Source organism: Streptomyces scabichelini (assembly GCF_011045015.1).
GTDB classification, from domain to species: Bacteria; Actinomycetota; Actinomycetes; order Streptomycetales; family Streptomycetaceae; genus Streptomyces; species Streptomyces scabichelini.
On sequence record NZ_JAAKZY010000012.1, the window covers coordinates 46,995 to 59,551 of the forward strand.

Sequence of the window (12,557 nt, forward strand, 5' to 3'; positions counted from 1 at the left end):
TTCGGCTTCTTCGGATTCTTCGGAACGGTCTCGGCATGTCCAACCTCCTGAGAAATACGGGTTCATGCGGTGATCACCCGTCCCCCCGCCTGCCGGCAGAGGTCGAGGGTCTGGGGGTCGGCTCCGCCGGTCGTCACCAGCACATCGATGTCGGAGAGCGAGCAGAGCCGCAGGGAACCGGTGCCGGGGAACTTCGCCTCCGAGGCGACCAGGACCGTGCGGTCACACGCCTCGATCATCGCCTGCTTGATGGGCGCTTCCACGGCCATGTCGTCCACCACGTGGCCGCTCGGACGTACTCCCGTACAGCTGAGGAAGAGCAGGTCGGCGCTGATGTGGCCGAGGGCCGCCGCGGTGAGCGAGCCCACCAGCGACTGGTAGTTGCGGCGCAGCACACCGCCGAGCAGCACCAGCCGGACGGCGTCGTCGTCGCGCAGTTCGTCCAGCACGGTCACATTGCTGGTGATCACGGTGACGGGGCGCCCGCGGAGCCGTCGTGCGATGGCCCGGGTGCTCGTGCCGATGTCCAGCACCACCACGCCGTCGTCCGGGACGAGAGCCGCCGCGTGTTCGGCCATCGCCTCCTTCTGGGAGCGGTCGTGGGACGCCGAGACGTCGAAGGGCTCCTCGTTCGCGTTGTCTTCTCCCGCCGGGGTGTGGGGTGAGAGTGCGGCACCTCCGTAGGTGCGGATGAGTTCACCGCTGCGGTCCAGCGCCGTGAGGTCCCGTCGGATCGTCGACTCGCTGACCTGGAGGCGTTCGGCCAGCTCGCGCACGGAGGCGACGCCCGAACTGCGCAGGGATTCGACGATTCGCATGTGCCGACTGCTCGAAGTCACGCACCAAGGCTAGAGCTTGTGACCGATATTGCCCATATCGCGTCCGTAACACATGAGTTAATGACCAAACCCGGTCACATGGATGCTCATGGTCGAGCACGCTCTCCCTCATGGTCGCGGGCCTCGCCCGGCGTGTGGGGGATCTCTCGTCCGGCGGACATACCACGAGGTCACGGCGTACGGGCGCCTCCGGCGAGCACCCCCGAACGGCCTTCCCGCGTGGCCGTCGACAGGGGGCGAGCCCACAGTCGTACTAAGATTTCCGGCTTGTTACGGATACGGAGCAGAGCTGGAGCCGGACAACCCCAGGCAGACCTGCGGGCCCGCCAGCGCCCCGGAGGTTTCCGGGAACGAGAGGCGAGGACCCGATGGCAGCCCTACACGAGAGCAGTGCTCTTGGCCTGCTCGATGCCGAGTTCCGCGAACAGTTCGGCGACACCGCACGTTTCTCCGCAGGACCCGCGTCCTCTCCCCGCACCCTCGTCGACATCTTCGAGGCGTCCGTCCGCTCCTACCCCGACGAACTCGCCCTGGACGACGGAACCCGCCCCCTCACCTACCGTGCGCTGGCCATCGAGGTGGACGGGCTGCGGCGGCGCCTCGCGGACGCGGGCGTCGGCCTCGGCGACCGGGTCGGCGTCCGGGTCCCGTCCGGCACCAATGACCTGTACGTCGCCATCCTCGCCGTACTCGCCGCCGGAGCCGCCTATGTGCCGGTGGACGCCGAGGACCCGGACGAGCGGGCCGAGCTGGTCTTCGGCGAGGCCGAAGTGCGGGCGGTCGTCGGGGCCGGGCACGAGCTGACCGTCGGCGAGAGGAGCGAGACCCCCGCCGCGCGGCCCAGCACCGAGCACGACGCCTGGATCATCTTCACCTCCGGCTCGACCGGGAAGCCCAAGGGCGTCGCCGTGAGCCACCGCAGCGCCGCCGCCTTCGTGGACGCCGAGGCCGCACTGTTCCTCACCGAGGAGCCGATCGGGCCCGGCGACCGGGTCATGGCCGGGCTGTCCGTCGCCTTCGACGCCTCCTGTGAGGAGATGTGGCTGGCCTGGCGGTACGGCGCCTGTCTGGTGCCCGTGCCGCGTTCCCAGGTGCGCAGCGGCGCCGACCTCGGGCCCTGGCTGGTGGAGCAGGAGATCACCGTGGTGTCCACGGTGCCGACGCTGGCCGCCCTGTGGGAGCCGGAGGCGCTCAACGACGTACGGCTGCTGATCTTCGGCGGCGAGGCCTGCCCGCCCGAGCTGGTCCAGCGGCTGGTGACCGAGGGTCGCGAGGTCTGGAACACGTACGGCCCCACCGAGGCCACCGTGGTCGCCTGCGCCTCGCTGATGACCGGTGACGAGCCGATCCGGATCGGGCTGCCGCTGAACGGCTGGGAGCTGGCCGTCGTCGACGAGGCCGGAGAGCCGGTGCCGATGGGCGGCAGCGGACAGCTGGTGATCGGCGGGGTGGGCCTGGCCCGCTATCTCGACCCCGAGAAGGACGCCGAGAAGTACGCCCCGCTGGAGTCGCTGGGCTGGGAGCGTGCCTACCGCAGCGGTGACCTGGTCAAGGCCGAGCCGCAGGGGCTGGTCTTCCTCGGGCGGGCCGACGAGCAGATCAAGCTCGGCGGACGGCGGATCGAGCTGGGCGAGGTCGACGCCGCGCTCCAGGCGCTGCCCGGCGTCCAGGGCGCGGCTGCCGCCGTGCGCAGCGCGCGCAGCGGCAACCAGCTGCTCGTCGGCTATGTGGTGACGCAGGACGGCTGGGACCACGCCACGGCCGTCGAGAAGCTGCGCGCCGAACTGCCCGCCGCCCTGGTCCCGCTGCTCGCGCCCGTCGACGACCTGCCGACCCGCACGTCCGGCAAGGTCGACCGGAACGCGCTGCCGTGGCCGCTGCCCGAACTGGAGACGAGTGGCCGGGCCGAGCAGCTGTACGGCACCGAGGCCTGGCTCGCCGAGCAGTGGAGCGAGGTCCTCGGCATCCCGGTGAGCGGCGCGCGGGACGACTTCTTCGCGATCGGCGGCAGCAGCCTCGCCGCCGCCCAGCTCACCACCAGGCTGCGCACCCGCTACCCCAGCGCCGCCGTGGTCGACATCTACCAGCACCCCGTGCTGCGCAAGCTGGCCCGGCATCTGGAGAAGTCCGCGCAGGGTGACGGCGCCGACCGCGAGATCGCGCCGGTGCCGCTGCGGGCCAAAGTGGTCCAACTGCTCGTACTCGTCCCGCTGTTCACGCTGCTCGGGCTGCGCTGGACCGTGGCGCTGGCCGCGCTCGGCAACGTGCTCCACTGGTTCGGCCCGTACCCCTGGGTTCCGCAGACGTCCTGGTGGGCCGTCGCCGCGGCAGGAGCCCTGCTCTTCAGCCCGCCGGGGCGGCTCGCCATCGCGGCAGGCGGCGCCCGGCTGCTCCTGCGCGGTGTGAAGCCCGGCCGCCACCCCCGCGGCGGAAGCGTGCATCTGCGGCTGTGGACGGCCGAGCGGCTCGCCGAGTTCAGCGGCGCGACCTCGCTCACCGGGTCCTGGCTGGAGCGGTACGCGCGGGCGCTCGGCGCCAAGGTCGGCCCCGACGTGGACCTGCACTCACTGCCGCCGGTGACCGGCATGCTCAAGCTCGGCCGGGGCGCGGCCGTCGAGTCCGAGGTGGACCTGTCCGGGCACTGGCTGGACGGCGACCGGCTGGAGATCGGCCCGGTCAAGGTGGGCGCGGGCGCGGTGGTCGGCACCCGCGGCATGCTCTTCCCGGGCGCCCGCGTCGGCAAGCACGCCGAGGTGGCCCCCGGCTCCGCCGTGTCCGGACACATCCCCACCGGGCAGCGCTGGGCAGGCGCCCCCGCGGTCAAGCTCGGAAAGGCGAAGCGGGACTGGCCCAAGGAGCGCCCGCGGAAGGGGACGTACTGGGGCGTGATGTACGGCGCGACGGGGTTCGCCCTGACGGCGCTGCCCCTGATCGCCGGTGTTGCCGCCCTCCTCGTGGCGAGCCTCTTCGTCTCGCCGGACGCCGGGCTCGGCGAGGCGCTGCGGGGTGCCGCGCTCGCGCTGGTGCCGGCGACGCTGGCCTTCGGTCTCGCGTACGCACTGCTTCTGCTGGTCGCCGTGCGGCTGCTCAGTCTCGGTCTGCGGCCGGGTACGCACCCGACGCACAGCAGGATCGGCTGGCAGGCCTGGACGGTCACGCAGTTGATGGACCGCTCCCGCGAGACGCTGTTCCCGCTGTACGCCGGGCTGGTCACGCCGGTGTGGCTGCGGCTGCTGGGGATGCGGATCGGCAGGGGCGCCGAGGTGTCGACGGTGCTCGCGCTGCCGAGCCTCACGACGGTCGGCGAGGGCGCGTTCCTCGCGGACGACACACTGACCGCGCCGTACGAACTCGGCGGCGGCTGGATGCGGATCGGGCGCGCCGAGATCGGGCGCCGGGCGTTCCTCGGCAACTCCGGGATGACCGCGCCGGGCCGCTCCGTGCCGGACGGCGGGCTTGTCGGGGTGCTGTCCGCGACGCCGAAGAAGGCCAAGAAGGGCAGCTCGTATCTGGGTCTGCCGCCGGTGAAGCTGCCGCGTGCGACCAACGACGGCGACCAGAGCCGTACGTACGACCCGCCCGCGCGGCTTCTGGTGGCGCGGGGTCTGGTCGAGCTGTGCCGGATCGTGCCGGTGTTCTGCTCGGCCGCCCTGGCCGTGCTGACCGTGGCGGTGCTGAGTGCGCTGGGCGCATGGGCGTGGCTGCTCGGCGGCGTGGTGCTGCTCGGCGTGGGCGCGGTCGCCTGCCTGGTGTCGATCGTGGCGAAATGGCTGCTCGTGGGCCGGCACCGGACCGGTGAACACCCGCTGTGGAGCGGCTTCGTGTGGCGCAACGAACTGGCCGACACGTTCGTCGAGGTGGTGGCCGTGCCGTGGCTGGCCGGTTCCGTGGCCGGTACGCCGGTGATGAACCTGTGGCTGCGCGGCCTCGGTGCCCGGATCGGCAAGGGTGTGTGGGTGGAGAGCTACTGGCTGCCCGAGACGGACCTGGTGACGCTGGAGGACGCGGCGACGGTGAACCGCGGCTGCGTCCTGCAGACCCACCTCTTCCACGACCGGATCTTGCGGACGGATACTGTGGTCCTCCGTGAGGGCGCCACCCTGGGCCCGGGCGGAATCGTCCTGCCCGGCAGCACCGTCGGAGCGCGCAGCACACTGGGTCCCGCATCCCTCGTCATGGCGGCGGAATCCGTTCCCGACGACACCCGTTGGCTGGGCAACCCGATCGAAGCATGGCGTTCCTAGGCGCGGCCCGTACGGCGGCGCCTCGGACAGCAGTCGATGCACCGGCACGTCGTACGAGTACAGCGCAGGGAGCGAACACAGCAGTGGTTCAGCGGACAGTGGGAGTGGACCCGTACTTCCCGGCGAACGGGGATGCCCGTTACCGGGTGCACCGGTACGAACTCGCCCTGGACTACCGTCCCGGACCCAACCGGCTGTCCGGCACCGCCCGGCTCAACGCCATCGCGGGCCGGGCGCCGCTCGCCGAATTCCTGCTCAACCTGGCCGACTTCAAGGTCGGCCGGGTACGGGTCGACGGCCGTGCGCCGCACTACACGCACCGGGGCGGCAGGCTCCGCGTCCGCCCGGCGAAGCCGATCCGGGCCGGGGCGGCCTTCACGGTGGAGGTGCACTGGTCGGGCAACCCCAAGCCGGTGCGCAGCCCCTGGGGCGGGCTCGGCTGGGAGGAGCTGGAGGACGGGGCGCTGGTGGCCAGCCAGCCGGTCGGGGCGCCGTCCTGGTACCCGTGCAACGACCGGCCCGCCGACAAGGCCTCGTACCAGCTGTCGATCACCACGCCGTCCGCGTACTCGGTCGTGGCGGGCGGGCGGCTGCTGACCCGGACGACGAAGGCGAGCACCACGACCTGGGTGTACGAGCAGTCGGCGCCGACGTCCAGCTACCTGGTCGGGCTGTCCATCGGCAAGTACCAGACGGTGCTGCTTGGCGACCCCGGCCTCGGCGGTGTGCCACAGGCCGGGCACATCCCGGCGCATCTGCTCACCCCGTTCTCCCGGGACTTCGCACGGCAGCCCGCGATGATGGAGCTGTTCGAGGAGGTCTTCGGCCCGTATCCGTTCGGTGAGTACGCGGTGGTCGTCACCGAGGAGGAGCTGGACGTTCCGGTGGAGGCGCAGGGGTTGTCGCTTTTCGGCGCCAACCATGTGGACGGGGCGCGGGGTTCGGAACGGCTGGTGGCTCATGAGCTGGCGCACCAGTGGTTCGGCAACAGTGTGAGCATCGCCGACTGGCGGCACATCTGGCTGAACGAAGGGTTCGCGAAGTACGCGGAGTGGTTGTGGTCCGAGCGGTCGGGTGGGCGTACGGCGCAGGCTCTTGCGGGTGTCGCGCACCGGAAGCTGGCTTCGTTGCCGCAGGATCTTCAACTGGCGGATCCTGGGCGCAAGTTGATGTTCGATGACCGGCTCTACGAGCGTGGTGGGCTGGTGTTGCATGCGGTGCGCTGTGCGTTGGGGGACGAGGCGTTTTTCCGGATGTTGCGTGCGTGGGCGGCGCTGCATCGGGGGGGTGTGGTGACGACGGAGGCGTTTACGCGGCACGTCGCGCGGTACGCGGACGCTTCGCTGGACGACCTGTTCTCCGCCTGGCTGTACGAGACGGCGTTGCCGGCGTTGCCGTCCGCTGCTGGGGCGATTCCGGCTCGGCCGCCTTATCCGCCGGGCGCTCCGCTGGGTGGCGCGGGGTAGCTGCGGGTCGTTGTGGCTGGTCGCGCCCGCGCGGCGGAGCCGCAAATTGATACAGCCCCGCGCCCCTGGGTTCGTTGGGGGTCGGGGTCGTGGGCCGGTGCGTCAGCCCGTCGCAGGGTGGGCATACGGCCCGGTGTCGGTACACGGCCCTGGTGACCTGAGACCGAACCTACGCGACGGGCGTACGACGCACCGGCCCACGACCCCTCCCGCCGGTGGGCAAGTGCAGGTTTCGTCGGGGCGCAGGCTTTTGCTTTTAGGGGCGCGGGGAACTGCGCGACCAGCCACGACGGCGCTGCAGCCGACAACGAACCGTCAGTCAGGTCTGCGCCCCCTGTTGCCGGGGCGCGAAGCCACCCACGCGTGGATGGTGTCCGCGTACCAGTAGGGCTTGCCGGCCTCCACATGGTCGGGCGGAGGGAGCAACCCGTGCTTGCGATAGGAGCGCACGGTGTCCGGCTGTACTCGGATGTGCGCCGCGATCTCCTTGTACGACCAGAGCCTTCGGTCGGTCATCAGTGGCACCTCCCTGCGGTCACGAAGCGTGTGTCGGGTGAACGACGCAGCGTGACCGCGGGCCAGTGCTTGTTGCTCGGGTGTGACGCGGAGCCCGCGTACACGGGACATGTGTGACAAGGAGGAGATGTTTGCGGCAAGGCCTGGTCCGAATGTCCGGACAACCAATTGACAGGCGTCCAGAAGCGCGGCTAGACCTGGGAGCAGCCGAAGCGAAGGGAACTCGATGGGCGAGTCCGCGGAGTCCAGTGCGTACGAGCTGATCACCATGGGGCGGATCGGTGTGGACCTCTACCCGCTGCAGACAGGTGTGCCGCTCCCGCAGGTGACGTCCTTCGGGAAGTTCCTCGGCGGCTCCGCGAGCAACGTCGCGGTGGCCGCAGCGCGGCTCGGGCGGCGTACGGCGGTGATCACGCGCACCGGTGACGACCCCTTCGGGACGTATCTCCACGAGGCGCTGCGGGACTTCGGCGTCGACGACCGCTGGGTGACGCCCGTGGCGGGGCTGCCCACGCCGGTCACGTTCTGCGAGATCTTTCCGCCGGACGACTTCCCGCTGTACTTCTACCGGCAGCCGAAGGCCCCGGATCTGGAGATCGACGCCCACGAACTGGACCTGGACGCCATCCGCGCGGCCCGCGTCTTCTGGGTGACCGGCACGGGCCTGAGTGAGGAGCCGAGCCGCACGGCGACCCTCGCGGCGCTGGCCCATCGCGCCAAGTCCGGTACGACGGTCTTCGACCTGGACTGGCGCCCCATGTTCTGGCGCGGCGACAGCAACGGGCCAGCCGCCGCCCGCCCCTTTTACAAGGAAGCGCTCCGGCACACCACCGTCGCCGTCGGCAACGTCGACGAGGTCGAGGTCGCGACGGGCGAGCGCGACCCGTACGCGGCCGCCCGCGCGCTCCTCGACGCGGGCGTCGAGCTGGCCGTGGTCAAGCAGGGACCCAAGGGCGTCCTGGCCATGAACCGGCAGGGCGACTCGGCGGAGGTCCCGCCCCTCCCGGTGAAGGTCCTCAACGGCCTCGGTGCCGGCGACGCCTTCGGCGGTTCCCTCTGCCACGGCCTGCTCGCTGGCTGGGACCTTGAGCACACCATGCGTTACGCCAACGCCGCGGGCGCCATCGTCGCGTCCCGTCTGGAGTGCTCCTCCGCCATGCCGACCCCGACGGAGGTCGAGCAGGCGCTGAAGGCGGGGGCAGTTCTGTGAGCGCGGGGCCTGTGACTCCCGTGATCAAGGACATGAAGAACGACCCGCACCAGTTCACCACCGGTGACAGCGAGTGGATCGTGCTTCCGCTGAGCGGCGCCTGTACCGTCCGTACAGAGGACAAAACACTCGAACTCCTGGGCAGGGAGGACGTGTTCAGCGGAGTCACCGACTTCGCTTACGTCCCTCGCGACGCCCGGGTGCAGATCGCCTCCGGCGCGGGAGGCCGCTTCGCCCTGGCAGGAGCGAAGTGCGAGCGCCGACTCCCCGCCCGCTACGGCCCCGCGCCGGAGGTCCCCGTCGAAGACCGCGGCAGTGGCAGCTGCGCACTCCCCCACGCTCGAACAACCTCGCGCGGGGGCACCCCCATGGTGCGCAATTTCGCCTCCGCCGACGGCTTCGACTGCGACAAGCTGATCGCCGTCGAGGTCATCACCCCCGACGGCAACTGGTCCTCCTACCCGCCCCACAAGCACGACGAGCACCGGCCCGGTGTCGAGTCCGAGCTCGAGGAGATCTACTACTTCGAGATCGACGGCCCGAACGGATTCGGCTATCAGCGCGTATTTCCCTCGCGTGGGGGCGGATCCGACGTCCTCGCCGAGGTCCGCACCGGCGATGCCGTCCTCGTCCCCGACGGATGGCACGGTCCGTCCATCGCCCAGCCCGGTCACGCGATGTACTACTTGAACGTGATGGCCGGTCCGGGGGAGAGGGAGTGGCGGATCTGCTTCCACCCGGGACACGTAGAAAGCACAGAGGGCTACCGATGACAGAGCCGACGACGTCAAAGGCGACGACAAGGCTGACGGTCGCGCAGGCGCTGGTGCGGTTCCTCGCCGCCCAGTACACGGAGCGGGACGGGGTACGGCGCCGGCTGATCGGCGCCACCTGGGGCATCTTCGGGCACGGCAACGTCGCCGGGCTCGGGCAGGCGCTCGTCGAGTACGCGGAGGAGATGCCGTACCACCAGGGGCGTAACGAGCAGGCCATGGTGCACGCGGCGGTCGGGTACGCGCGTCAGTCGCGCCGCCTCTCCACGCATGCCGTCACGACCTCCATCGGGCCGGGCGCCACCAATCTCGTCACGGGTGCGGCCCTCGCCACGATCAACCACCTGCCGGTGCTGCTCCTGCCCGGCGACATCTTCGCGACCCGCCCCGCCGACCCGGTCCTCCAGCAGTTGGAGGTTCCGTACGCGGGTGATGTGTCGGTCAACGACTGTCTGCGTCCGGTGTCCAGGTACTTCGACCGGATCACCCGTCCCGAGGCACTCATTCCGGCCGCGCTTCAGGCCATGCGGGTGCTCACCGACCCGGTCGAGACGGGCGCCGTCACGCTCGCGCTGCCGCAGGACGTGCAGGCGGAGGCGTACGACTGGCCGGAGGAGTTCTTCGCCGAGCGCGTCTGGGCCGTCCGGCGTCCTGGCGCGGACCCGGAGGAGCTGGCCGCCGCCGTCAGGGCCGTACGGGACGCCCGGCGCCCTCTGGTCGTCGCGGGCGGCGGGGTCCACCACAGCGAGGCCGAGGACGCGCTCAAGGAGTTCGCCGACGTCACCCGCATCCCGGTGGCCTCGACCCAGGCGGGCAAGGGCTCCCTGGCCTGGGACCATCCGGCGGACGTCGGCGGCATCGGGCACACCGGCACCGCGACCGCCGACGAACTGGCGCGCATGGCCGACCTGGTGATCGGCGTCGGCACCCGCTACACCGACTTCACCACCGCGTCCGGCACCCTCTTCGCCGCCCAGGGCGTCCGTTTCCTGAACCTCAACATCGCGCCCTTCGACGGCCACAAGCTGTCCGGGCAGCCGCTCGTCGCGGACGCCCGCACGGGCCTGGAGGCGCTCACGGAGGCCCTCTCGCTGCACCGCTACCGCGCCGAGCCCGCGTACGTCACCGACTACACGGACGACAAGGAACGCTGGGAGCACCGGGTCGACGCGGCCTACGAGGCGGACGAGCCGGACACCCGGCCGACCCAGCCGCAGGTCCTCGGCCTGCTCGACGAGCTGGTCACCGGGGAGGACATCCTGATCAACGCGGCCGGTTCGCTCCCCGGCGACCTGCACAAACTGTGGCGGGCGCGGTCGGCGGACCAGTACCACGTCGAGTACGGCTACTCCTGCATGGGCTACGAGATCCCGGCCGCGATCGGCGTACGGCTGGCGGCCCCCGACCGGCCCGTGTGGGCGCTGGTCGGCGACGGCACGTATCTGATGATGCCGACGGAGATCGTCACGGCCGTGCAGGAAGGCGTCGCGATCAAGGTCGTGATCCTGCAGAACCACGGGTACGCGTCCATCGGCGGACTCTCCGAGACGGTGGGCGGCGAGCGGTTCGGCACCGCGTACCGGTACCAGTCGGAGGACGGTACGTACACGGGGCGGCCGCTGCCCGTCGACCTCGCCGCCAACGCGGCCAGCCTCGGCATGCGGGTGCTGCGCGCGAAGACCGTACGCGATCTGCGGGCCGCCCTCGCCGAGGCGCGGGCCGCGGACACTCCCACATGTGTCTACGTGGAGACCGAAACGGCAGACACAGTGTCGGGCGCGCCTCCGGCCCAGGCCTGGTGGGATGTACCCGTGGCCGAGACCGCGACCCGCCCGTCGGCGGTCAAGGCGCGCGAGATGTACGACCGGCACGCCGCCGCCCGACGCCGCCATCTGTGAGGGAGTTTCCGGACATGACGAAGATCGTCGACCACTGGATCGGTGGGAAGCCCGTCGCGGGTGCGTCGGGTGCGTACGGGCCGGTCACAGACCCGGCGACCGGTGCCGTGACCACGCGGGTCGCCTTCGCGAGCGTGGACGAGGTGGACGCGGCGGTCGCCGCCGCGAAGGAGGCGTACGCGACCTGGGGGCAGTCCTCGCTCGCCCAGCGGACGTCCATTCTGTTCAGGTTCCGGGCGCTGCTCGACGCGCATCGGGATGAGATCGCCGAGCTGATCACCGCCGAGCACGGCAAGGTGCACAGCGACGCGCTGGGTGAGGTCGCGCGTGGCCTGGAGATCGTCGACCTGGCCTGCGGCATCAACGTGCAGCTGAAGGGCGAGCTGTCCACGCAGGTCGCCAGCCGTGTGGACGTGGCGTCGATCCGGCAGCCGCTGGGTGTCGTCGCGGGCATCACGCCGTTCAACTTCCCGGCCATGGTGCCGATGTGGATGTTCCCGATGGCCATCGCCTGCGGCAACACCTTCGTGCTCAAGCCGAGTGAGAAGGACCCGTCGGCCTCGATGAAGCTCGCCGAGCTGCTGGCGGAAGCCGGTCTTCCGGACGGCGTCTTCAACGTCGTGCACGGCGACAAGGTGGCCGTCGACCGGCTCCTGGAGCACCCGGACGTGAAGGCCGTGTCCTTCGTGGGCTCCACGCCGATCGCCCGCTACATCCACACCACGGCCTCCGCCAACGGCAAGCGCGTACAGGCCCTCGGCGGCGCCAAGAACCACATGCTGGTGCTGCCGGACGCGGACCTGGACGCGGCGGCCGATGCCGCGGTGTCGGCCGCGTACGGATCGGCCGGTGAGCGCTGCATGGCGATCTCCGCGGTCGTGGCGGTGGGCGCGATCGGTGACGAGCTGGTGCAGAAGATCCGCGAGCGCGCCGAGAAGATCAAGATCGGCCCCGGCAACGACCCCACGTCCGAGATGGGCCCGCTGATCACCGCCGCGCACCGCGACAAGGTCGCCTCGTACGTGACGGGCGCGGCGGCGCAGGGCTCCGAGGTCGTCCTCGACGGCACCGGACACACCGTCGAGGGCTACGAGGACGGTCACTGGATCGGCATCTCGCTGCTGGACAAGGTGCCGCCGGCCTCGGACGCGTACCGGGACGAGATCTTCGGCCCCGTGCTGTGCGTGCTGCGCGCGGAGACGTACGAGGACGGTGTGGCGCTGATCAACGCCTCGCCGTTCGGCAACGGCACCGCGATCTTCACCCGGGACGGTGGCGCGGCCCGTCGCTTCCAGATGGAGATCGAGGCGGGCATGGTCGGCGTGAACGTGCCGATCCCGGTCCCCGTCGGCTACCACTCCTTCGGTGGCTGGAAGGACTCCCTGTTCGGCGACCACCACATCTACGGCAACGACGGCACGCATTTCTATACCCGCGGCAAGGTCGTGACGACGCGCTGGCCGGACCCGGCCGACGCTCCGGCGGGCGTGGACCTGGGGTTCCCGCGCAACCACTGAGCGTGAGGGATGCGTACCACGGTTGCGGTATGCGCAACTGAAGCCGTACGCCCGTGGGAGGTCCGCCACTTCCGACCGGAGGCTGCATCGGTTG

At 70.9% G+C, this 12,557-nt stretch carries 8 protein-coding genes; 6 read left to right on the forward strand and 2 right to left on the reverse strand.

Going from position 1 to position 12,557, the window contains the following annotated elements:
• Window positions 1-62 precede the first annotated feature (62 nt).
• Entirely contained in the window at window positions 63-839 is a 777-nt protein-coding gene (locus G5C60_RS06165) for a DeoR/GlpR family DNA-binding transcription regulator (protein WP_338145713.1), read from the reverse strand.
• Between the two features lie 368 nt (window positions 840-1,207).
• Here G5C60_RS06165 and G5C60_RS06170 point away from each other — a divergent pair, with 368 nt between their 5' ends.
• Together G5C60_RS06170 and G5C60_RS06175 are read left to right on the forward strand one after the other, a co-directional pair.
• A complete protein-coding gene (locus G5C60_RS06170; RefSeq protein ID WP_165255361.1) occupies window positions 1,208-5,083 on the forward strand; it encodes a Pls/PosA family non-ribosomal peptide synthetase in 3,876 nt (1,291 codons plus the stop codon).
• 98 nt (window positions 5,084-5,181) lie between these two features.
• Window positions 5,182-6,549, forward strand: coding sequence for a M1 family metallopeptidase (locus G5C60_RS06175; protein ID WP_338145716.1), 1,368 nt, complete (start codon window positions 5,182-5,184; stop codon window positions 6,547-6,549).
• Window positions 6,550-6,864: 315 nt separating this feature from the next.
• Here G5C60_RS06175 and G5C60_RS06180 read toward each other — a convergent pair whose 3' ends face one another.
• Window positions 6,865-7,065, reverse strand: a complete 201-nt coding sequence (locus G5C60_RS06180; RefSeq protein ID WP_165255368.1) for a helix-turn-helix transcriptional regulator — start codon at window positions 7,063-7,065, stop codon at window positions 6,865-6,867.
• A gap of 226 nt (window positions 7,066-7,291) precedes the next feature.
• Here G5C60_RS06180 and iolC point away from each other — a divergent pair, with 226 nt between their 5' ends.
• From iolC to mmsA, 4 genes are read left to right on the forward strand one after another with little or no spacing between them, the layout of a single operon-like run.
• Entirely contained in the window at window positions 7,292-8,275 is a 984-nt protein-coding gene (iolC, locus tag G5C60_RS06185; protein ID WP_165255371.1) for a 5-dehydro-2-deoxygluconokinase, read from the forward strand.
• A complete protein-coding gene (iolB, locus tag G5C60_RS06190; protein WP_338145714.1) occupies window positions 8,209-9,048 on the forward strand; it encodes a 5-deoxy-glucuronate isomerase in 840 nt (279 codons plus the stop codon). Before iolC ends, iolB begins: the two co-directional genes overlap by 67 nt.
• Window positions 9,045-10,946, forward strand: coding sequence for a 3D-(3,5/4)-trihydroxycyclohexane-1,2-dione acylhydrolase (decyclizing) (gene iolD, locus G5C60_RS06195; protein ID WP_165255374.1), 1,902 nt, complete (start codon window positions 9,045-9,047; stop codon window positions 10,944-10,946). Before iolB ends, iolD begins: the two co-directional genes overlap by 4 nt.
• A 14-nt stretch (window positions 10,947-10,960) precedes the next feature.
• Window positions 10,961-12,463, forward strand: coding sequence for a CoA-acylating methylmalonate-semialdehyde dehydrogenase (mmsA, locus tag G5C60_RS06200; RefSeq protein WP_165255377.1), 1,503 nt, complete (start codon window positions 10,961-10,963; stop codon window positions 12,461-12,463).
• Window positions 12,464-12,557 lie beyond the last annotated feature (94 nt).